Here is a 23,192-nt window from a genome sequence, read left to right as displayed (position 1 = left end):
AACACAGCCATGCAAACCTGATTACACGTCTACGGAAACAATCTTTCATCATAGAAAAACCAATATTGTTCCTATTGTTAACCCCTAATATAAAATATTGCATTTATTTTAAATTAGGAACATTTATTTACGTAAAAAGTAATAATATGACTCAATATTTTTTTCATAACCAAACTGTTTCATCATTTATTTTATTCTATCAAATATTTCAAAAGAATGCGTTCGATATTTTTTGATAAAAGTGCGATATTTTTCCTTTTTTACATTTTTTATCAAGCTATCCTCAAATACATCATATATTTGGTTACTTCACGCTTACTATATTTTATTTTTTATATATATTAATCTAATTTTCAAAATTCATAAGTATTTTTTATTAATTTTTTTAATATTTTGCACATAAAAATGCCAGAGTACTGGTCACGCCTCAGCCTCTGGCATTAATCTGTTGAAATAAGATTCCATTATACTTCTTCATTCTAACCATTACAATCTCAATACTTATCTTAATATGTTGAATGCTGTTCCATGCATTCCTTTAGCTCCACAAATCGATTCATATGTCCATCCACTTTTCTGCTGGCTTCTAAAATTTCATCCGACGTAAGATTCCTCCCTTCTTCAATCAGACGCTCCAGCTTTTTACTGTCCATTTCCATTGCGTACTTGTACCAATTCTTTTGAATATTCTGTAACCATCTCTTCATACGTTTATCTCCTTTATAATGCTGATAGTGTGTGAGTAGTTCTAATAGAGTTAGTATAACACATCTGCCATGTCGAAGTCTGTCGAAACAAGTGCGAAAATCCGGTTTTTTTCTAATATTTTGTAAAAAAAAGCAGCAGACAAAACCATATCTTTGGTTTTATCTGCTGTTTGCTTACACTATTCTTTTTTATTACTGATCATCGAACAAGTAAGGATTTATTGTTTTGCTTCCTTTACCAGAACTTCAATTACATGGAAGATTCTATCCTGCTCTTTTGGGGCTAACTCTTTCATGATATCTACAAAAGCGGAAGCTTTGATTTCAGCGCCTCTGTCTAAAACATCTGACAGCAGCATATCTGAGGTCACCTCCAGTGCATTTGCAATCCGTACAAAAGTTTCCAGACGTGGTATTTTAACGCCTCGTTCGATGGCACTCATATAGCTGCTGCTGAGTCCTGTCCTTTCTGCAAGCTCTTCCTGCTTCATGCCTCTTTCTTCTCTGCACCTTTGTATTCTTTTTCCAATTCGATTCATTTATTCCTGCCTCATTTGTAATATATAGTATTCTATATCCCTGGAAAATCCTTACATTTATAAGAAAAATCCTTTCCCTGATATACTGATATTATATACCTGATGCACACTTTTGACAAGAAACTCTATTCCGAAAGCATATCAATATATTCTTCTGCAAATTTTGAAGCTACAGCTCCATCCGCCGTTGCAGTCACGATTTGTCTAAGGGGTTTCGTCCTTACATCGCCTACCGCAAATACTCCCGGCAGATTGGTCCTGGTTGTCTCATCTGCCACAATATATCCCCCGCTATCCAGGTCTGTCTGACCTTTAAACATATCTGTATTTGGAATTCTTCCTATGGCAACAAACACACCGTCACATGCCACTTTGATGTTGTCCCCGCTTTCTGTATCTTCTACTACTACACCGGTTACTTTCTGATCATAGAGTATTTCTTTTACTTTTGCATTCCAGATAAATTCTATATTTAAGCTCTGTTTTAAAGCAGACAAATAACTTTTAGAAGCTCTTAACTGATCTCTGCGGTGAACCAGATAAACCTTATTGCAAATCTTGGATAAAAACAGTGCGTCTGCTACAGCAGTATTGCCTCCGCCTACCACCACAACTGTCTTATTGCGGTAGAACATTCCATCGCAGGTAGCGCAATATGCAACGCCCCTGCCTTTTAGTTTCTGTTCTTCTTCCAATCCCATTTCTCTTGGATTTGCTCCCGTTGCCAATATGACTGTCCGGGCTAATAGATCTCCTTCACTGGTATGAATTACTTTGGGCTGCGCATTTAGATCCACGGACTCTACTTCTGTAAATAAAGATTCTACTCCAAACCGCTCGGCTCCCTGACGCATCTTTTCTCCCAGTTCATATCCATCTACACCTTCTTCAAAACCGGGATAATTATCCACCTGGCTTGTTGTAGCCATCTGGCCGCCTGCCGAAAGCTTCTCTATTACAAGTGTTTTTAAATTTGCCCTTGCGCTATATAATGCGGCAGTATAACCACCTGGTCCTCCGCCAATTATAATCACATCTAATATCTTCTGTTCCATGCTGGTCACTCCTCTCCTACTCTTTCGTAATCCCCAGTTCCTTCATCCAGCCTTCTATCTGAGACTTAGCCGTAGGTGCTACCAGCGGTTCGCCTGCTGCCTTTCCATTTTGGAATGCAATCAGTGTCGGTATCGTCATAACATCAAATTTCTCTGCCAGTTCCGGTTCATCATCAATATTGAGCTTACCAACTTTTAAAATATTCTGATATTCTTCTGCAATCTGATCAACTGAGGGTGCAATTCTTTTGCAATAGCCGCACCACGGTGCCCAGAAGTCTACTACCGTAATTTTACCTTCTTCTATTTCTCTGTTAAAATTTTCCTTTGTTAATAATGTTCCAGCCATTTGTATTACCTCCACTTTCTGTTTATCTGCTTGTTTTTAATTTATTTCTTATCGACATCCATTGCATTTTCTATGGAATTTTTATCCTTAGGTGCCGGTTCCCAGAATCCAACCGCAAGAATCAATCCGATTATCCCTCCAAAGACCATACTTTTCATAGGGTCTGAAGTAATGGCACAGGTACCGCTGATGCACCCGATCTGCCAGTAATATAGATATCCGGCAGCTATGCCTCCCAATATAAAAATCAGAGGTTTTATAAATCTTTTCATCGTTTTCCTGTCAAATCCCATAGTTGCCTCCTTTGTATATCCATATATATGGATCACAATTTTTTATCTGTAACTTTTTTAGTTTCATTTATACTGTAATTATAATGGTTACAGTATGGTTTGTCAATATATTTTCTAAATTTATTTATTTCCAGATTCAGACAAGAAAAAAGCCTGCGGATTCCAAAACCTTTTCGGATTGTTCCACAGACTTTTTTGAAGTATTTCTTTGTTTCTTCGTATTTCTTTGTTTGTTAGTTTTCTTTGTTTCTTCGTATTTCTTTGTTTCTTAATATTTCCGGTTGGGAAGTTCCTTTGCTGCCGTCTCAGAAGGATAAATTCCTTCTTCTACATATTGAAGTTTATCGACGGACTCTCCGCTCATAATTTTTTTTGCAATTTCCGCCACCCGGGGACCATGCAGAGGATTACATTCTATGGAAACGTTTAATTTTCCTTCTATCATAGCCTCAAACGCTGCTTTCACTGCATCAAAAGATACGATGGCAATGTCTTTACCGGCCTTCTTGCCTATCTCTTCTATTGCTTCAATTGCTCCAAATGCCATATTGTCATTCTGGGCTATCACCACATCAATATCCGGATTCTTCTGAAGACAGTATTCCATCGCTTTTTTGCCCTTAGTCTGAATAAAATCTCCCAGCTGCTCAGATACGATCTCATAGTTCTGATATTTTTTGATTGCTTCGTTAAATCCCTTGGTACGGCCTATTTCGGCAGTCGATCCTATTGTACCTTTTAAGATTGCAATCTGATGGTGATCACTTCCCTCACCTCGTGCTTCCATATATTTTACCAGCCAATCCGCTGCGGCACGTCCCTCCTTCTCAAAATCAGACCCGACCCAGCATGTATACAGAGAATCATCCTTTACATTAATCATTCGGTCTACGACAATTACCGGTATCCCTGCATCCTTTGCCTCTTCCAGCACAGTATCCCAGCCATCTTCCGTGACAGGTGCAATCACAATGACATCTACCTCCTGTGAAATAAAGTCCCGGACTGCTTTGGTCTGGTTCTGCTGCTTTTGCTGTGCATCGGAGATCAGAAGGCGGAAACCATTTTCCACACTCAATGCTTCTTTCATCGATTCCGTATTGGCAATTCTCCAGTCAGATTCCGCTCCGATCTGGGCAAACCCTACTGTTATCAAGTTTTTTTCTTCGGCAGATATTGTTTCTCTGTGATTCTTTGTTATAGTGCAGCCTGCCAGGAGTATACTTGCTATTGTAATACAAAGTATCCATATTTTTTTCTTTTCCATTTTCCTACCGATCCTATTTTGCAACAAGCTAGTTTATACCACACTTTTCATTCGATAATCTTTGGGGGTACATCCTACTTCTTTCTTAAATATGTAATAAAAATAATGCGCATCCCGATATCCCAGCCTGCTGCCTATATCCGACGTCTTCATACTGCTGCACCTGAGCATCTCTTTTGCTTTATTAAGCCTGGTCTGTGTTAAATACTCTACAAAAGTCTTGCCCTCCACCTGCCTGAAGACTCTGCTAAAGTGATTAGGGCTTACATTCACATAGGCAGCAACTGCATTCAGGGAAATCTTCTCATCACCATAATGCTCATTGATATAATCTTTCGCATCTTCGATCCAGCCTTCTAACCGGCTTTTGGACATCTGGTCACGCGATTCAATGCAGAGATCCACAATTTTTATAAGATAATTTCTGGTCAGCTCCCGGGAGCTGATATTCGTAAGAAGATCGCCTACTTTTGTATGATGTTCTTTTAAGCGCTCTTCCTTGTTCCCAATTTTTTTCAGAAACCGGAGGGCTGCAAAATTCGTATCCAATACTATATATTGGCGAAAGATCATAGAATCCATGTTTGCTTTTCCTATACTTTCGATATAGGTATCTATAAAGTCTGCCACCTCCTGTTGTGAGCCGTTTTTGAGAAAGTCTTCCAGGATATCCTTGTCCATCCTGCCCAGGTCAATCTCATCCATATTCATCCGCATTCCCTGATCTTTGTCTATATCCTGAAGCTCTGCGCTGAATACCACATTCTTTGTCTGGTCAAACAACCTGTACGCAAATGCCTTATTTGCCTGATAATAGCATTTTGTTATATCCCGCAGCCTTGTAAAGCATTGTCCTATCCCGGCAAAATACCGGTATCCGGTCCACGTCAGGGTAACCTGATCCAACGTTTTAAGGATTTTGTTTACGACGCATTTCAGCTCATCCCGGTCTTTTCCCTTGACAAGAATTGCCCCGCCTTCTGATTCCCGGTTAAAGTATACTGCCTTGCACTGCTTTTCCTCCAGCTTCTCTGCTATTATATTCATGATGTCCTGTTCGCTTAATTCTACCTGTACATCTGTTTTCTCCTTCCAGCACTGAAACAGGATTATATTATACTCCTTGGCTGCAAGGTCAATCTCAAGCTGCAGCCCTCTGGATATAATTTCCGATACAGAACACCTGTCGGATATCATATCGTTGAATAACTGGTTTTTTTTCAGTATTCTTTTTTTCTCACGTTCCATTTCATAAAGTTCAATATACTTTCTCTTCTGTTTTTCTATTTCGATCTGTTCTCTGACCTGAATCATGATATTCAAAAGCTTTCTGGCATCCACAGGCTTTGACAGATAATCAACAATACCGATTTTCAGTGCCCTGTTGGCATAGACAAAATGCTCAAATCCGCTAATAATAATAATCTTAATCTGCGGCATTTCCCTTTTTACTAATTCACTAAGTTCCAGTCCGTCCATAAACGGCATCATAATGTCTGTAATCAGCAGATCCGGCTTCGTTTCCTGGATCATCGGATACGCTAATTCGCCGTCACCGGCCTCTCCAACCAGACACAGTCCATTTGCCTCCCAGTCAATCCTGCGCTTGATCCCTTCCCGGATGACAGTTTCGTCTTCCACTATAAAAACTTTTATCATAATAATTCTCCCTTTTTCCTAATCCACAGCTTTGCTGCACACAGGTATCTTGAAATAAACCTCTGTACCAACGCCGTACTCACTGGTGATATGTATTTTACACTCCTCTCCGTAAATGAGGCTCAGCCTTTCATTGACATTTAAAAGTCCAAACCCACTCTTACTGTCAGAGAGCTGCTCTCCTTTAAGCTCGTTCTCCAACCTGTTTAATTCCTCCGGACTCATACCCCGTCCGGTATCTTTTACGGAAAAGTGAATATAGTCTCCTATACGGTATCCTTTTACACTGAGCTTTCCTTTTCCTCTTTTGTTCTTAATCCCATGATAAAGGGCATTTTCTACAATGGGCTGCAGGCAGATCTTCAGAATATAATTACATCGTATCTCCTGATCCATCTCAACCTCGTAGTCCAGAATATCCTGATACCGGAACTGCTGGATCATCAGGTAGCTTCTTACATGTGATTCCTCCTCAGCCAGGGTAATAAACTCCTGCCCCTTGCTTAATGTAGTACGGAAGAAGATGGAAAGCTGGTCCACCATCTGCACTACCTGTTCATTTTGCTCATCTTCTGCAAGCCAGATAATGGTATCCAGGGTGTTATATAGGAAATGCGGATTTATCTGCGCCTGCAGTAATTTCAGCTCCGTCTTCCTCAGGTGGATCTGTTCATTGCGAACATCCTCCACAAGGCTTCCTATTTTCTTAACCATAATATTAAAGCTGTTTCCAAGCACCTCCATCTCTTCCATAGGATCAATCCTTACCTGAATATCAAAATTTCCTTTTGCAACCTCTTTCGTGCTGTCACATAACTCCCGGACCGGACGTTCAATACTTTTTGATATACGGTTTGTAAGTATCAAAACCAAAAAAATAATGGCAAAACCAATAATAACACAGTATTGAATGGATGTCCCGATCTGAACTTCCAGCTCCGTTTTCACCACTTTTGCATGTTCCGCTTCATATCTGATATAATCTGACATTTTTTCATCTACCAGCTCTGTAAACTGGTAAATATCTTTGTCTAATATCTCCGTGTTATCTTTCCTGCCCAAAACAGGTTCATTTTTCTCTATATTCTCCATTGTGTTTTTTAATTGTTTTAAAAGACGGAGAATTGCATCGATCCTGTCTACGCTGTTTTCTGTTGTGGCAGTCTCCTTCAGCTTTTCCAGAATAATTTTTGCCTGATTTATATCCTCATATGGCTTAACCTCTTCAAATGTAACCGCACCTGCTACGATCCGGTACATTTTATAATCCAGTTCTGAGCGGAAATCGGAGTTAAATTCCGTAGCCGCTGCCATATTGTTAATCACCGCACTGTATTTTTCATTATAAGAAACCATCAGCAGAATCATCCAAATAATTAATATAATAAATGGTATAATAATGCCGCTCCTTAGAATCATCAGCTTTCTTCGTATAGAACATCTGTCAAACCGGGACTCCACATCCTTCCAACCCATTTGTACCTGTCTCCCTCTGCCGCTTTTATCTGAAACAATTCTGATAAAACCCTGTTATTTAATATTTTATAATTGACAAAAAGGGCCTATCAGATATTCTGTCAAGAATTTTTCTGTATCAGACCCGAAATGCTTTCCTTATATACTTATTATAAGAATAATGTTTTTTATGATCAATGGGTTTTCTTATCAAAAAAGTACGAAAATGTATCATTTATCTGATCTCCTTTCTCTGCACTTTAATCCGATAATCTTTAGGCGTACAGCCCTCCATTTTTTTAAACAGATAATAGAAGTAGTGAGAATCTTTATAACCGACTTCATAACCAACATCTGAAATTCTGATATTGGTGGAGCGCAGCAATTCTTTTGCCCTTTCAATACGAATATCCGTTAGGTACTCTACAAAAGTAATCCCGGTTTCCTGGCTGAAAATACGGCTGAAATGGTTGGGACTTACATTTACCCTGGCAGCTGTTGTATTCAAGGATATATCCTCATCGTTATAATGAATCCTGATAAACTCTTTGGCACACTCTACCATATCAGCATATTTGTTTACAGCCGCCAGTTCTCTCAGGTTCATACAGTTTTCAAAACTTTGTATGATATACTGCTTTGTTTTACCAAGTGAACGGGTAAACATCATGATATCACCGAATTCAGGAAACCTTTTCTGAAGATCCTCCCTGGTGCGTCCAATGCTTTCTAAGAACTGAACAATCTGAAAATTAATATCTAATATAATATACTGCCGGAACATTAATGAATCCATATTATTTTCTCCAAGACTCCGGATAAATTTTTCCACAAACAGCTCAATGTCGCTTTTCAAACCGCTTTTTAAAAAATTCAATGCAACTTTACTATCCATATGATTTGAAGCTACATCCATCAAGCTGAATGGTTTTTCTTTTTCCAAATCCCCTGCATGAATGTCACCTCCATAAAGTACCTTATTTCCTAAGGTGAGAAACCGGTAGGTATACGCTCTGTTTGCATATTGATAACTAAGTGCAATATCTTTAAGATCCAGCACGTTTTTCCCAATTCCGATAAAATAATGCAGCTTATGGCTTGCATCCGTCTCCTTTGAAATAATCCGTATGCATTTGGATATCGTCTGATCTACTTCCTTGGGCGTCTTACCTGTAATTAATAATGCCGCACCTTCTGCCAAATGATCAAAATAAATCAGATTTTTATCCTTCTCAAACGCTTCCACCAGAAATGCTTCCACCTGCATATAGTCCTGGCGATATTCCATATGGTCATCATAACTGGATGCAGAGATTTTGTATAGTAAAAAATTATAAGCACCTGCTTCCAGATCCAGTCCCAGGCTTTCTCCTTTCTGCTTCAGTTCGAAAGCAGTACCCTTACCGCTTAACAGTTCATTATAAAACTGATATTTTAATATCTCATAATCTTTCTGTGTTTCTTTCTCATATTGTTCCAGAAATAGTGTCTGGGCCCTCTCCTCTTCTAAATCCTCTTTCATTTCCAACAGTGACTGCAGCAGTCTTGCACTGGTCACCGGCTTTAAGAGATACTCTGCTACCCCAAGCCTGATTGCCTGCTTTGCATATGAAAAATCATCATACCCGCTCAAAATAAGTATTTTCATCTCCGGGAACTCTTCTTTTACCAATCTGCATAATTCCAACCCATCCATAAAAGGCATTTTAATATCTGTTATGAGAATATCCGGCCTTATCTTTCGTATCATCGAAAGTGCCTTTTCTCCATCCTCTGCCTCACCGGAAAAGAGAAAGCCGTTTTCTTCCCACTTCACCCTCCTTTTAATACCCTCCCGAATAGTCATTTCGTCTTCTGCCAGAAATACTTTAATCATATTGTCCTCCGTCCTTAGCATATTTCCACACTATTGACCGTACTACTCCCTGGTTAGTATTCTGCAAACTCTGCAGATATGACTCACGGTACAGCATAGTATATTATCGTTATAATAACCATCAAAAGCAATAGTGTTCACATGATCTTTGTATCTTTATACAATATTCAATATAAAAAGGGCTGTCTTGAAAAGCGATATTTATGCTTTTATTGACAGCCCTGCTTTTATTTATGTTTTTATTTTTAATGCTGCCTACCCAGCAATACCCTCATTATTTTTTCAATTTCATTCTTGCAAATATAGATTGTAAAACTATAAAGAAACAAAGTAATGCAGATAATACGATTCTTACCCACCAGCTGGACAGTGTTCCCTGGGTTGTGATCAAGCTGGATATGGAACCTTTGATTAATACGCCGAACAGTGTTCCAAATGGTGTTCCAACACCTCCGCTCAGCAGAGTACCTCCGATAACGGCAGATGAGATGGCATCCATTTCCAGCCCTTTTGCCTGCTCCACAAATCCTGCGCAGCTGTTGAGGCAGAAGAGAAATCCTCCAATGCCAGCCAAAAGTCCATTCAATATATATGCACACAGTTTGGTCTTACGAACATTGATACCCATCATTAGGGCGCTTTGCTGATTTCCTCCGATTGCATATAACTTACGTCCAAACTTTGTATATTTCATAATAATAATTACAACAATGAGAATGATCAGGGCTATGACCACCGTGGGGTATATGTACGCCGCCTGGAAGACGCCTTTCTTACTCACAGTACCAAAAGGCATGTTAATTTTATAATTTGCCCAATTTAAAAACACTTCATTTTTAATAGAAATCATATCTGTACTGACTATAGCTGTCAGACCGCGTCCAAAAAACATACCCGCCAGCGTAACAATAAATGGCTGAATGTCCAGAAAAGAGATTAAAAATCCCTGAATCACGCCATATGCCAGGCCTATCACCAGTGCAAGCAATACTGCAGTATAAGCACTTGCGCCATTATTCTCCATCTGATTGGCAGCCACCATACACACCAGCGCTGTCACAGAACCTACGGAAATATCAATTCCTCCTGTGATCATTACAATAGTCTGACCCATTGCAATTACCAGAAGCCCTGCATTTGAAATAAACAGGTTCAGAAACATCTGCGGTTTCGCAAATCCTTTATCATTAAAGATAATCATACCAGCGGCATACATGATCACGAACAACAGTATCGTAATCATAAGGAGGAAACTGTTTCCATTCAGTTTTTTCTTATTATTTAAACTTTTCATTACTGATTCCCTCCTTGTGCAGCTAATTTTTTTGCGTCCTTTTTAGCAGTAAGATTTTTGAAGAATTTTTTAAATACCTCACTCTGCAGTGTAACAATGATAACAACTACAACGGCTTTGTAAACCGGCAGCTGGTCAGCAGATACATTCATTGCATAAAGTGTTGTAGTCAGAGCCTGAATGGTATAAGCACCAATTACGGATCCCATCAGACTGAACTTTCCGCCGCTCAAGATATTACCGCCAAGAGCAACAGCAAGAATAGCATCCATTTCCAGATTTAAACCAATATTATTTGCATCAGCAGAATAAATTCGGCTGGATGCAGCAATTCCGGCAATTCCTGCAAGCAGACCACACAGCACATAAGCAAGAAACTTAATCATTTTAGAATTGAGCCCCACCAGACGGGAAGCAGCTCCATTAATACCTACGCACTCAATATATAAGCCTAACGCTGTTTTCTTTAAAACAAGGTTGATTATGATGATTACAATAATTGCAATGAATATAGGTGTTGGAATTGGGCACTTGCCGATATATCCCCCTAATACCTTGTAAGATTCCACGCGGACATAAGTTATCTGTCCCTGGGTAATCAGCTGTGCAATACCTCTGCCTGCTGTATACAAGATCAATGTTGCAACCATAGGCTGTATATTCAGATGTGCAACCAAAAAACCATTAAAGGATCCACAGATCATGGCTACAATTAATGCTGCCAGTATTGCAATAATCAAAGGATTCTGAAAAGTATTGGTGGAAACTTCGCCGCCGGACAGAATCTGACAGCAGACAGCTCCTGCCACTGCCATGGTGGCGCCAACGCTGATATCCTGACCTCCGCTGGCTGCGGTAACTAAAGTCATGCCGACTGCCAGAATTACCAGCTCTGACGCACGATTGATAACATCAATAATATATCCGTACAGTACACCGTTGTTAAGAGAAATTTTGAAGAAGCTGGGGGTTGTAATCACATTAACCAGTAATACAACCAGCAGACATACTATCGGCATGAACAGACGCATCCTGGTTACTTTTCTAAAGTCTATTTTCTGTTTCATGTTATTCCTCACCTCCTGCAATTGCTTTCATAATACCTTCCTGTGTCATTTCATCCCCGCTGATCTCGCCTACTTTCTTACCATCTCTAAGTACGCCCATGCGGGAACAGGTACGGATCATTTCTTCTACTTCTGAAGAAATAAATGTTACCGCCATTCCTTCATCTGCAAGTTTCAGTACCAATTTCTGAATCTCTGTCTTCGTTCCGATATCAATACCTCTTGTAGGTTCATCCAGAATCAGGAATTCCGGGTTGGTCAGAAGCCATCTGCCGATAATTACCTTCTGCTGGTTTCCTCCGGAGAGACTCTTAATCGGAGTTTCACGGCTTGCAGTCTTAACCTGGAGCATGTCAATGTATTTATCTGCCGCTTCTTCCATCTCTTTACGGCTCATTGGTTTAAACATGCCGCGTTTTGCCTGAAGAGCAATAATTATATTTTCACGTACCGATAAATCAGCAATGATTCCTTCCTTCTTACGATCCTCCGGCAGATATGCCATTCCAAGCTTCATTGCATCTATCGGAGCATGGATTTTGACTTCTTTTCCATTTACCATAAGTTTTCCGGAATCCGCTTTATCCGCACCATAGATTGCCCTTACAAGTTCCGATCTTCCTGATCCCAGCAGGCCTGTCAGTCCGATTACTTCACCTTTATGTATATCAATGTCAAACGGCTTGATTGTTCCCGTATGGCCCAGCTTTTCGGTACTGATTACCGGTACGCCTGCTTTTGCTTTTGACTGTTCCCGGTCTCCTTTGATATCAGCCAGATCATCAAAATCTTTCCCCATCATCTTTGCTACCAGCATAACCCTGGGAAGCTCTTTGACCTCATATTCTCCTACCAGTTCCCCATTTCGTAAAACGGTAATGCGGTCACATACCGCGTAAACCTGCTCCAGAAAATGTGTTACGAAGACGATGCCGACTCCTTCTCCTCTTAGCTTTCTCATTAGGATAAACAGCTTTTCAACCTCATCATCATCCAGCGAAGATGTGGGTTCATCCAGTATCAGCACACGGCATTTCATGTCTACTGCACGGGCAATTGCGATCATCTGCTGTATTGCAATGGAACACTCTTCCAGTTTCTGTGATGGCGCTACCTGGATGTCCAGACTCTCCAGCAGTTTACCTGACATCTGGTTCATCTTGTTCCAATCGATAAGCCCCATTTTCCTGGGTTCCCTTCCAATGAAAAGATTTTCCGCTACGGATAAATTGGGACAGAGGTTTACTTCCTGGTATACCGTGCTGATCCCGTTATTCTGTGCATCCTGGGGAGAGTGGTTTTTGACTGGCTTGCCTTCCATCTTTACCTCTCCCTCATCAAATTCGTATACACCTGTCAATACTTTAATCAAGGTTGATTTTCCGGCACCGTTCTCACCCATCAGTGCATGGATTTCACCGGTTCTCAATGTAAAATCAACATTCTGCAATGCTTTTACGCCGGGAAAAGTCTTATAGATGCCACGCATAGTCAAAACTTCATTCTGCTTCATTCTTCCTCTACACCTGCTTTCCTATTACTGTTTTACATAAATCAAAAACCCCGCCGCAAGCGACAGGGTTTTTAACCCTCGCGGCAGTCGCCAAATGGATCCGCAAGCGCGTCCGATTGGCTCGTTGCTCGCGGAAATAAGGCGCAGCAGCTTATCCGTATTCCGAATTATTCTGCCACGCCCTGTACTAGTACCGCACCAGAACTTATCCTATGCAGTACCGGTCATGAATCCGCAATTTAAATTTTTTAGTATGCACGGCTATCAAGCACTTCCTGGGTCATAACAGTTACCGGATAATCGGTTCCGTCAACATTAATAGATGTTACTTCGCTTGGATTTGCAAAAATTTCTTCATCTACATACTGTTCTTTTTCTACATCTTCTCCTGCTTCCAGTTTCTGGATGATCTCTTCTACACGTGGTCCGTGTAATGGGTTACATTCGGTATTGCAAACGATTTTTCCAGATAAAGTATCTGTCAGACCTGCATTTGTTGAGTCAAAGGACATTACCAGAATATCTCCGTCAACGCCTACTGTTTTACCAGCTGCTTCAATAGCATCAATTGCTCCAAATGCTTCATTATCATTTTCACAATATACTACATTGATGTTGTCGTACTGTTTCAGCATGGACTCCATAACTTCCTGTCCTTTTGCCTGTGTAAATTCACCAGTCTGAGCTGCCAGAAGGTTCCAGCCGTTTGCTTCTACTGCATCAGCAAGTCCTTTTGTACGTCCGATCTGTGCGGAAGCTCCGATTGTTCCCTGGATATCTACGATATTAATTTCTTTCATGCCTTTAGCATCTGCATATGCTTTTAACCATGCGGAAGCTTTTTTACCTTCTAATTCAAAGTTAGAACCTACCCATGCTGTATACAGGCTGTCATCGGATACATCTACCATACGGTCAACAATGATTACCGGAATTGCTGCATCTTTTGCTTCCTGAAGTACTGTGTCCCATCCTGTTTCAGTTACCGGTGCCAGTACAATATAATCTACTTCCTGCTGGATAAAGTTACGGATTGCCGTAATCTGATTTTCCTGTTTTTGCTGTGCATCATCAAAGATCAGTTCATAACCGTTATCTTTGCTGAATGTTGATTTCATTGATTCTGAGTTTGCTGTACGCCAGTCAGATTCTGCACCAACCTGTGAAAAACCAACTGTAACATTACCGCCCTCGTCGCTTCCGCCGTCTGTAGTATCTGCTGCTGCTTCTGTTGTTGCTGCTGCTTCTGTCGTTGCTGCTTCTGTTGTTGCTGCTGCTTCTGTAGCTGCATCTGTCGCTGCTGTTGTTGCTGCCGCTTCTGTTTCTTTAGCACTGCTTCCGCATCCTGCTGCCATGGAAGCTACCATTGCTGTACAGAGTAAAACGCTGATTACTTTTCTTTTCATTAATAAATCCTCCTTAGATTATGTAAAAGTTGATTTCTTTAACCATCTTTATCATAGTCTATTTTGGAAAAATTTTATACGGACGGACTTTTGTGTTTTGTAATGTATTTTTCGTATTATCTGATCTTCCTTTGGTTTTTGTAAGAAATTTTTTTTAAATGTTCGAAATTTTTTGAAGTAAATTTATTTCCGGTACTTTTTTTCCTCTCAACCGGTATTCCTTCGGCGAACATTTTTGGGTCTTTTTAAATATGTAATTAAAGTAATGGGAATCCTTATAACCAACCTGATATCCGATTTCGGAAGTCTTCTGGTTAGAGCACATCAGCAGCTCCTTTGCCTTATCCATGCGCACTTCTGTCAGGTATTCTACAAATGTCATTCCTGACTCCTGGCTGAATACCGAGCTGAAATAGCTGGGGCTCATATTCACATGAGATGCCAGTCTGTTCAGTGACATATCCTCCTGCATGTAATTTTCTGTAATATAAGACTTTGCCTTTAACAGAATATCCGAATATTTACGCCCGGATGCGTTATCCCTCAGCAGAAGTACATTTTCCAAAAGTTCCCGTACATACTGCTTTGTAGTATCTAATCCCACTATATGTTCGCTCAATCCTTTGATCTCTCCGCAATTTTCTACCAGTTCTTCTTTGCTCAGCTGAATTTCTTCCCCAAATGCGATTGCACTGAAATAGATATCCATGCAGATATACTGACGCATCATTAAGGATTTCAGGTTGTCCTGGCTGGTATTCCCAAAATATCCCTTTATAAAGCTCTGCACCTCATCCAGTGTTCCATTTCGCAAAAACTGGCGGATCATTTTTCTGGAGTCCTCCACAGAATATATATTATACAGATCAATATCTGCAACCGCCCCGGGTATATAACTGTCCTCATATACTACCCTGTTCCAGTTTTCCACAAAGCGGCTTGAAAATATCTTGTCCGCTTCATTATAAGAAATTCTCAGTTCCCGAAGCCTTGATACCATCTTCCCCACCCCTGCATAGTATTCCAGATTTTCATATCCACTGATCAGTTCCACCAGATAATGGCAGAACTCTGAAATCTTTTCATTTAATTCCTCACTGCTGTCACCTTTTATCAGGAAGGCCAGCCCCTCCGCACCTCTCTCATATACAAATACATGGCTTTGGGTTTCTACATATCTCTGGATTTTTTCCGAAACCTCCACTACTCCCTCGGAATATTCTGCCTCATGCTCCTTTTTCCGGATTTTGAACAGAATCATATTATATTTTTCCGCACTCAGCTCCATGCCCAGCTGACGCCCCTGTTCCAGCGCTGCAGACATTGGCACCTGTTCTGTTACAAGCATGGTGAAGAAACACTGTATATTTCTTCTTACATTTTCCTCCATCTCTTTTGAATACTTTTCCAGCAGCATACGTTCCTCCCGCTCTTTTTCAATAATTTCAGCTACCTCTTTTATTGCTACAAGCAGCCGCTTTGAGGATATTGGCTTCAGCAGATATTCCTGTACCCCCATTTTAATCGCTTCCTGGGCGTAGCCAAATTCACCGTATCCGCTTAATATGATGACTTTTGTATCCGGCAGATCACGAAGAACTGCCTTACTCAATTCAAATCCGTCCATAAAGGGCATCTTAATATCTGTGATCAGAATATCCGGTTTGTTTTTTATGATCATCGGATAAGCCAATTCACCATCCGATGCTTCCCCTACAAAAGAAAGCCCTTCCTGTTCCCATTGGATACCTTTTTTGATACCGTTTCGAATTACAATTTCATCTTCTACTAAAAATACCTTGATCATATTTGCCACTCCCTATTCATACTTTTTTTAATTATTCTTCTATATAATAGTAATGCCAAAAATAAATGGAAAAAGAAACGGGATTTCTTATTAATAAGGTGGGATTTTTTATCGTTATAAAAAACGCTGTTCAGCAAAAGGATTTTAACCCCGAATCTAATACGGGATTAAAATCCTTTTTTCATTTCCTATTTAATGGTTATACTTTTGATTTTGGAATATGCTCCATAGACTTTCTTTCCATTAATGGTCCGGTAAGCCCTGATTTTTACATAGTATTTCTTACCACTCTTTAATCCTTTTACAGAAGCAGATACCACTTTTTGTTTCTTAACTGCCGCTTTTTTCTTGAATCCTTTGGATTTATACTGAGACATATAAACCTCGTATCCGGATGCCCCGCTTATTTTCTTCCAGCTGATATTTGCTCTGCCCTTTTTTGCGGACTTCACTTTTATGGATGGTATTTTTAGAAGAGATGCTTTCACGGCTGCACTGTTAGCACTGCTGTAAGCACCCTCGGATGCCACCGCCTGTACTTTATAATAATAAGTCTTTCCGGAAGTTACTTTGCGGTCCGTATATGCGGAGGAAGTAACCGTCTTGATTTTACGGTAACCGCTTTTTGCTTTTGTGGAGCGGTATAAATTGTATTTTACTGCTTTGGACGATTTACTCCAGCTTACTTTTACTTTTTCCGCACCTGACTGAACTGCTTTTACTTTTCCCGGTGCTGCAAGCTTAACGGTTACCGTCATGGATGCTTTCACTCCTGATCCATCCTGTGCCATCACAGTGATTACAGATTTTCCGGGCTCTTTTGCCAGGATACTATTTCCATTGACTGCCACTGATTTTGTATTGGAAGAACTGTATGTTACTTTTTTATTGCTTGCATTTTCCGGTGAAATCAGTGCCTGAAGTGCAAAGATTTCTCCCACTGTTACTGTTTTCGATGTTGGATTCAACGCAATACCCTTAACCGGAACCGGCTTAGGTGCCGGAGCTTTTACGGTCACGGATAAGGATACTTTCACACCAGAACCATCTTCTGCCGAAACAGTTATGATGGCATTTCCTGGTGCAGCCGCTGTTATTTTATTTCCGCTTACTGCTGCAACTTTTTCATTATCCGACTGATACTTCAGACTCTTATTGGCTGCATTTTCCGGAAGCACTTTCACATCGATCAGGGTACTTTCACCTGTGATCATGGTTTTCTGGCTCCATCCGGGCAGAATCTGACTCACCAGCACTGCCTCTTCCACATTTTTTCTTTCAATTATAACTGTATACTCTTTTAAGGTCACATGATCCTCTGCATATACCCGCAGCGCAGCTTCTGTTTTGTCTCCCTCCAGTGTGATTTTCTGAAGTGCAGAATCATTGACAAGGATGTCATTTATATAGAGCAGTCCATAGGTATCAGCCAGTTTAGCAGTAAATCCAACCTCCTGTGTCTCTTCTGGTACAGTAATCACACAGCTGTCTTCCTTCATTTCCACAGTTCCCACATTGGGAGTCAGGGAAACCAGATATGCATTCTGGCTGTAACTGGTTGCAATATACATCTCTTCTACTAACCGGGCTGAAGCCTCATTTGCCGATCCTTCAAACTTCAGCGGCACTACATCATAAGTCTTCCGGGTGCCCGTTGCAGCATCATCTACCGTAATAGACTGTGCTTTTTTTACTGCATCTTCCGGGATTTCTATCTTCATTTCATAGACAGCATCTTTTCCGGAATAATTTAGTTTTTCATTGTAAATGACCTGATCCCCGGCTGTAATCTTTAATGTTTTTCCATTATCAATCTTTGCTAACTGGCATAAAATGTAGTTAGTCTTTTCTTTGTTGACAATCATCCGGTATGTGAAGAATCCACCCGGTACTGCATAACGTGTTGTCATACCATTTAACGCATTATCACTTCCCCCAACAGAACCTGCTCCATTGTTATCATCCAATTGGTGTATATTGTCGTTTTCGTACTGTCCGTAACCAGCCTTAATAACATCTATTTTTGCCTGGTTTGCACGGCCTTCTTCTTTTTGTTTTAATATAGCTGCCTGCTGATCCTCCGCACTGCTGTCTGCACCTGTAAAATACCAGTAGATTCCATACCGCTGTGTGTGCTGGAGATAATGGGTAGAGAAGGTCAGATCGTGATCCGTTCCTTCTAGTTTAAACGACAGCTTTCCGTCTTCTCCCACTGTCTTAACCAGATATTGATTTATATTTTCCATAAAATCATCTACCGTATATTTTTCAATATCTATGGTCTCTGTTCCCAGAACTGCTCTTTTTCCGTCTTTGGGGCTGGCTGATTCTGAACCGACTACTTTTGTCTTTGGAATAGAAACTGCTACTCCGCAGGTGGTCAGATCCATTTTATCATCTGTGCCAAGCTCTGCACTTAATACCACCGGACCATATTTAAATGCGAATGCTCTTTCATCATCCGGCAGTGTAAATGCCCTGACCTCCATTGGAAGCTGTACACTTACTGTGTCGCCGTCTTTCCATGTACGGTCAATGCAGAGATAACCTCCGGCAGTTTCTGCTTTCTGATCTACTCCATTCACTTTTACAACAGGCGTTCCCGCAACCCATGAGGGAACAGAAAGGCGTAAGTTCAAATCAGCCTTATCAGCTCCGTTTAATAAGGATATGGTAAATTCTGAGGTATCTGTCTCAGGGATAGCCGTTTTCTGAGTCAGTTTTACATTCTTCTCATCCCAGGTTAATTCAGAACTCAGATACTGATTAACAAAAAGGGTATGATCTTTATAAAAATAAATACTGTCCCCAAGCTTTGTAAAATTCTCCATTCCGCTGCCTGTACAGCACCAGAACTGGTTATTATTGATATTGGTATCTGCATATACCTTGAAATATCCGGCTGCCATTGGCTGGAAATAGGTAGTCATCCCCGTTTCCGGATTTATGGAGGACATAATGGCATTCAGGAAAGTGTTCTCGTAATAATCGGAGTATTTTTTATTTCCGGTTATCTTGAATAATTCCCTGGTCATTTTAAGCATGTTGTAAGTATTGCAGGTCTCACAGTTACACTGGGTCCGCTCCGCATCCAGGATATTGTCTGCGCCGAAGTGTTCCCACTCACTGTTGCCTCCTGTAATATAGGTATGTCGCTCAATTACCATATCCCAGAATGCTTCTGCGTATTGCAGGTAACTGGAAGCATCCTGTTTTTCTCCATTGATTGTTTTCCCATCCAGCGCGCGGTAGCGGTTTAATGCTCCCAGGAATTTGGGTATGGTGGTATTGGCATGTTTTCCATTTAATATATTTGGTGTTCCGGCAAGTACATTTTCAAATAAGGTGTCTTCATCAAACATATGAGCAGCTTTGGCATGCTCTTCCTTACCGGTACATTTGTAAAGTTCATAGAGACAGTCATTCATGCCTCCGTATTCAATGTTCAGTACCCGGCGCTGCGTGGCTGCATCCCACTTGCTGGTTCTGTTGTAAATCCAGTCTCCAAGGGATGATGCCGTCTTCAGGGCCTTTTCATCTCCGGTGAATTTATAAACGTCTACCAGTCCTGCAAGTATTTTATGCATGGTATACCATGGTACCCAGTTTGCACCGCCTGTTTTTCCTTCCATAATATCAAACTGTTTTTCAATATTGTTGCGGTCTTCAATCTGCGCACCAAATATGAAACCTGTTCCTATAGCATTCTGGCATTTCTCCAGTTCCTGAATTAAGTAAGCAAGACGGTCTTTCATCCAGGTTCTGTCTTCTTCGCTGTCCGCTGTCAGATATGCCTGTGCACATGCTGTCAGGTAATGTCCCAGGGTATGCCCGCCGATATAGCTGTCTTCCCATCCGATGTAAGTCTGTTTATTCTGCGTACTTAATCCTGCCGTCTCCCGGAATCTGGACAGCAGCCTGTCCGCATCAAATTCCTTTAAAAAAGCAATATCTTTGTCGGTAACCTGGTCATAGTAATCATTTGTTACATCTACAGCTTCCAATGGAAATTCTTCAATTCCGGTGATGTCCGTTTCTGCCAGAACAAGAAAACGGAACGATTTATCTTTCGTAAGATTTCCAAGTGTCAGGGTTGCCTTTAAGATTACCTCTGCGTCCTTTTCTCCTGCCTGAGGCCTGTTCACCGTACCATCTGTGGAAATCACATTGGTATTACTGCTTTCCCACTGTATACTGCTTCCGTTCAGTCCCATCTTCGGCAATTCCAGGTATTCTTTTGTAAGTTCTCCTTCTTTTAACTTTAATGCCTTCTGGTCTTCGGCAATCCGGTCCTCATCTGTCATATCCAGATTTTTATCCGCATAATTCTGCCAAACCTCCTGATCGCTCATGGCATAATTATAGACATCAAAATAAGAAATTGTTCCGATGTATCCCGGATCGTTTCCATAGAGTGACAATCCCATATATCCAATAGCATCCTCAGGATTTTTTACACCATTTTTTAAAATATCTGTCAGGTTATATCCGTGTTTTGTAGTTCCCGCAAGCTTACCGTTGAGATAAAGTTTCGCAGTCTGGTCTTCACTGAATACCATGGCAGCCGTTGTATCTTCGCCTGGTTTTATTGCACCGCCGATATTCACGGACTGCTCACTTTTGCCATTTGCTTTTAAGGTAAAAGCAACCTCTCCGCCGGCTCTGATCGGATTCAAAAAGACGTAATTATTTACATCTTTTGTTCCCAGATTAAAAACCCAGGCAAAGTCCATCTGTGACGTATTGAATTTCATTTCGATGGTAATACTTTCATCTCCATCTTCGATAATGCCGGAAGGAATCTTAACATACTGGTTTTTATTTCCCGTAAACTTAAGCTTCTTTTCCCCATCTTCATCTGTTGTTACATTGCTTTCATTCATTCCGGCCAGGGGTGCATTGCATCTGCCCTGTTTGTCTACCAGCATACCGTCCTGTACCGTCATATCATAGCTTACATACAACTGGTTTTCTGTCAGTGCCGGAACATTCAGCGTAAATTCCTTTGTTTTCGTCACATCCCCATATGTGACAGAAGCTGTCAGGATTACCTGGGCATCTTCTTCTCCGGGATTTGGGCGAACCACCTGTCCCTGGTTGGAAATGACTTCTTCCCTGCTGCTGTTCCAGGTTATGGCACTTCCATTTCTTCCGGCATCCGGAAGCGTTACATCATGAACCAGCGTATCCGTATTTACAAACGGATTTAACAATGCCAGATCTTTATCCACGATTTCTTCATCGGTATAAATCCCCCCGTAGCGGTGGTACAATGCAGAAACTTCTTCTGAATCGGCACAGTGGCTGTAGATTTCAAAATCATCAAATGCCAGTTTTGCAAATCCACCGTTGTATTTTGGAGAATTAAATCCCAGATATTTATAATCTGAATCATTTCCGTTAATTTTATTTCCTTTGTTATTATATGTCAGTTCCTGTGGAATCCCATTGCGGTAAATACAGGCTGCTCCTGTCTCACTGTCATAAGTCACTGTGACATATACCCACTCATCCACCGGGAAAAATTGATCCCTGTCATCCTCTACCGATATCTCCATAGGCTGTCCACCACCTACCGAAGTTCCAACAGACAACTTCAGCGGTACTGTATCGCTCAGGCTGGACAGATACCATCCTTCTCCTGCGTAATTACCGTTGGGCTTTGCCCACATAATAATATGCTCGCCCTTGCCCAGTGCTTCAGGAGCTTTTACCCAGAATGCCGCAGTCAGCATAGACGGCTGCAGGGACGCGCTGTTCCCCAGATTCAGATAAGTTTTCCCATCTAACTGCAGTGCATTTCCATTCATTCCTTCTATGTAATTTTCAGATCCGGTCAATGCTATCGGAAGATCTTTTCCGGAAGTATCCGAAACGTTCCCGTCAAACTTTAACTGAAGTTCCAGATCCGCATCCTGAATTGGCTCACTGGTGTAGATCCGAATCCAGTTAACATTAATTGTCTTCCCTTTTACTTCATCTGATTTACGCACATCCACACTCAGATAGCCATTTTCATCTGCCGTTGCTTCACCTTTCACTACGGCATTGCCACTCTTGGGAATGTTACCGCTGCTTCCGATATGCTGCTCTGATTCTTCCCCTCTGTTTGCGTAGACTTCTACCGGGCTGGAATTCCCCCAGTTATTGCCTACTCCAACTTCCACATCATAGGTCTTGCCTGCCTGAAGTTCAAATTTATAATCTACGTAAAGCTCTTTGATTCCATTTTCATTTTGGTTTCTTCCGTAACGGAAACTGAGTTCCTTAGAAACACCATCTTGTGCCAGCTGCTCATTTGCCCATGTAAGTTTCGTATAGACACCCGTGACCGGATATGTCTCTTCTGAAACTTCTCCTGCGGGATCATCTATCCCCCACATTCTGCCTGTGCCGGGATCTTCTCCAAAGACATGGTCCGTAACTGTATTCCATGCTCCGAACTCATCCCCCTCTGATACCGTAGTCACATCATGATCACCTGCATCAACAAAATAAAGTAATGTCTTCTTCGCCTCTTCCTGTGTTCCAGACTCTTCTGCATTTGCCTGCATTGGCGCCACGCTGCCGAGAACCATCGTAACAGCCAAAAAACCGCTTAGTAACTTTTTCCATAAAACCTGCTTTTTCCTCATTGTAATCTCCTCTCCAGTTTTGTTAATGGCTGATTCCGCTGAATCAGTTTGCCATTTCTTTGCCCGGGTATGTTTGAAACTGCTCTCTGTCCGCAAACTGGTACATGCAGATCACGGAAATGAATTTTACACACGCTCCGGATTCCCTCGCTTTCTTAGTAATGGTTTAAGTATATTTTATGGATGGAAATATTCAATGTTCATTTTTATCAAATGGGTTGGATTATTTATCTTATTTTGTTATGGCGGCATTTTATAAATGCGCACAAA

15 protein-coding genes are annotated in these 23,192 nt (G+C 41.0%); all 15 read right to left on the bottom strand.

The window, feature by feature from the left end; all coding sequences use genetic code 11:
- Positions 1-506 precede the first annotated feature (506 nt).
- A complete protein-coding gene (locus tag QR40_RS04195) occupies positions 507-707 on the bottom strand; it encodes a Spo0E family sporulation regulatory protein-aspartic acid phosphatase (protein WP_027295882.1) in 201 nt (66 codons plus the stop codon).
- Positions 708-925: 218 nt separating this feature from the next.
- Positions 926-1,246, bottom strand: coding sequence for a helix-turn-helix domain-containing protein (locus QR40_RS04190; protein ID WP_027295881.1), 321 nt, complete (start codon positions 1,244-1,246; stop codon positions 926-928).
- A 125-nt stretch (positions 1,247-1,371) separates the two neighbouring features.
- Entirely contained in the window at positions 1,372-2,301 is a 930-nt protein-coding gene (gene trxB / locus QR40_RS04185) for a thioredoxin-disulfide reductase (protein WP_027295880.1), read from the bottom strand.
- Positions 2,302-2,317: 16 nt separating this feature from the next.
- Positions 2,318-2,650, bottom strand: coding sequence for a thioredoxin (trxA, locus tag QR40_RS04180; protein ID WP_027295879.1), 333 nt, complete (start codon positions 2,648-2,650; stop codon positions 2,318-2,320).
- Between the two features lie 41 nt (positions 2,651-2,691).
- Entirely contained in the window at positions 2,692-2,943 is a 252-nt protein-coding gene (locus QR40_RS32030; RefSeq protein ID WP_052377960.1) for a DUF6132 family protein, read from the bottom strand.
- Positions 2,944-3,211: 268 nt separating this feature from the next.
- Positions 3,212-4,210 carry an ABC transporter substrate-binding protein gene (locus QR40_RS04170; RefSeq protein ID WP_052430694.1) on the bottom strand — a complete coding sequence of 333 codons (999 nt, stop codon included), beginning with the start codon at positions 4,208-4,210 and terminating at the stop codon, positions 3,212-3,214.
- A gap of 33 nt (positions 4,211-4,243) precedes the next feature.
- Positions 4,244-5,869, bottom strand: coding sequence for a response regulator (locus tag QR40_RS04165; RefSeq protein WP_027295877.1), 1,626 nt, complete (start codon positions 5,867-5,869; stop codon positions 4,244-4,246).
- A gap of 18 nt (positions 5,870-5,887) precedes the next feature.
- Positions 5,888-7,345: a sensor histidine kinase gene (locus tag QR40_RS04160; RefSeq protein ID WP_027295876.1), complete on the bottom strand. Its 1,458-nt coding sequence runs from the start codon at positions 7,343-7,345 to the stop codon at positions 5,888-5,890.
- A gap of 214 nt (positions 7,346-7,559) precedes the next feature.
- A complete protein-coding gene (locus QR40_RS04155; protein ID WP_044293592.1) occupies positions 7,560-9,200 on the bottom strand; it encodes a helix-turn-helix domain-containing protein in 1,641 nt (546 codons plus the stop codon).
- 274 nt (positions 9,201-9,474) lie between these two features.
- Positions 9,475-10,494, bottom strand: a complete 1,020-nt coding sequence (locus QR40_RS04150) for an ABC transporter permease subunit (RefSeq protein WP_027295874.1) — start codon at positions 10,492-10,494, stop codon at positions 9,475-9,477.
- Complete coding sequence (locus QR40_RS04145) at positions 10,494-11,561, bottom strand: ABC transporter permease (RefSeq protein WP_027295873.1); 1,068 nt, start codon at positions 11,559-11,561, stop codon at positions 10,494-10,496. The genes QR40_RS04150 and QR40_RS04145 overlap by 1 nt, the downstream gene beginning before the upstream one ends.
- 1 nt (position 11,562) lies before the next feature.
- Positions 11,563-13,074 (bottom strand): sugar ABC transporter ATP-binding protein, encoded by a 1,512-nt coding sequence (locus QR40_RS04140; protein WP_027295872.1) that lies wholly within the window; start codon positions 13,072-13,074, stop codon positions 11,563-11,565.
- 248 nt (positions 13,075-13,322) lie between these two features.
- Positions 13,323-14,480 (bottom strand): ABC transporter substrate-binding protein, encoded by a 1,158-nt coding sequence (locus QR40_RS04135; protein ID WP_044293591.1) that lies wholly within the window; start codon positions 14,478-14,480, stop codon positions 13,323-13,325.
- Positions 14,481-14,634: 154 nt separating this feature from the next.
- Positions 14,635-16,287, bottom strand: a complete 1,653-nt coding sequence (locus QR40_RS04130; protein WP_044293590.1) for a response regulator — start codon at positions 16,285-16,287, stop codon at positions 14,635-14,637.
- Between the two features lie 188 nt (positions 16,288-16,475).
- The gene (locus QR40_RS29480) at positions 16,476-22,922 is read right to left on the bottom strand and encodes a beta-L-arabinofuranosidase domain-containing protein (RefSeq protein ID WP_052430693.1); all 6,447 of its coding nucleotides are present in this window, start codon (positions 22,920-22,922) and stop codon (positions 16,476-16,478) included.
- Positions 22,923-23,192 lie beyond the last annotated feature (270 nt).

It is taken from the genome of Robinsoniella peoriensis, from assembly GCF_000797495.1.
In the GTDB taxonomy this organism is placed as follows: Bacteria; Bacillota; Clostridia; order Lachnospirales; family Lachnospiraceae; genus Robinsoniella; species Robinsoniella peoriensis.
The sequence above is the reverse complement of the archived record's forward strand: the minus strand, read 5'-3'. Positions and strand labels throughout refer to the sequence as shown.

Coding starts and splice junctions, on each gene's coding strand:
- QR40_RS04195 (WP_027295882.1), bottom strand. CDS start 707: ATGAAGAGATGGTTACAGAATATTCAAAAGAATTGGTACAAGTACGCA.
- QR40_RS04190 (WP_027295881.1), bottom strand. CDS start 1,246: ATGAATCGAATTGGAAAAAGAATACAAAGGTGCAGAGAAGAAAGAGGC.
- trxB (WP_027295880.1), bottom strand. CDS start 2,301: ATGGAACAGAAGATATTAGATGTGATTATAATTGGCGGAGGACCAGGT.
- trxA (WP_027295879.1), bottom strand. CDS start 2,650: ATGGCTGGAACATTATTAACAAAGGAAAATTTTAACAGAGAAATAGAA.
- QR40_RS32030 (WP_052377960.1), bottom strand. CDS start 2,943: ATGGGATTTGACAGGAAAACGATGAAAAGATTTATAAAACCTCTGATT.
- QR40_RS04170 (WP_052430694.1), bottom strand. CDS start 4,210: ATGGAAAAGAAAAAAATATGGATACTTTGTATTACAATAGCAAGTATA.
- QR40_RS04165 (WP_027295877.1), bottom strand. CDS start 5,869: ATGATAAAAGTTTTTATAGTGGAAGACGAAACTGTCATCCGGGAAGGG.
- QR40_RS04160 (WP_027295876.1), bottom strand. CDS start 7,345: ATGGGTTGGAAGGATGTGGAGTCCCGGTTTGACAGATGTTCTATACGA.
- QR40_RS04155 (WP_044293592.1), bottom strand. CDS start 9,200: ATGATTAAAGTATTTCTGGCAGAAGACGAAATGACTATTCGGGAGGGT.
- QR40_RS04150 (WP_027295874.1), bottom strand. CDS start 10,494: ATGAAAAGTTTAAATAATAAGAAAAAACTGAATGGAAACAGTTTCCTC.
- QR40_RS04145 (WP_027295873.1), bottom strand. CDS start 11,561: ATGAAACAGAAAATAGACTTTAGAAAAGTAACCAGGATGCGTCTGTTC.
- QR40_RS04140 (WP_027295872.1), bottom strand. CDS start 13,074: ATGAAGCAGAATGAAGTTTTGACTATGCGTGGCATCTATAAGACTTTT.
- QR40_RS04135 (WP_044293591.1), bottom strand. CDS start 14,480: ATGAAAAGAAAAGTAATCAGCGTTTTACTCTGTACAGCAATGGTAGCT.
- QR40_RS04130 (WP_044293590.1), bottom strand. CDS start 16,287: ATGATCAAGGTATTTTTAGTAGAAGATGAAATTGTAATTCGAAACGGT.
- QR40_RS29480 (WP_052430693.1), bottom strand. CDS start 22,922: ATGAGGAAAAAGCAGGTTTTATGGAAAAAGTTACTAAGCGGTTTTTTG.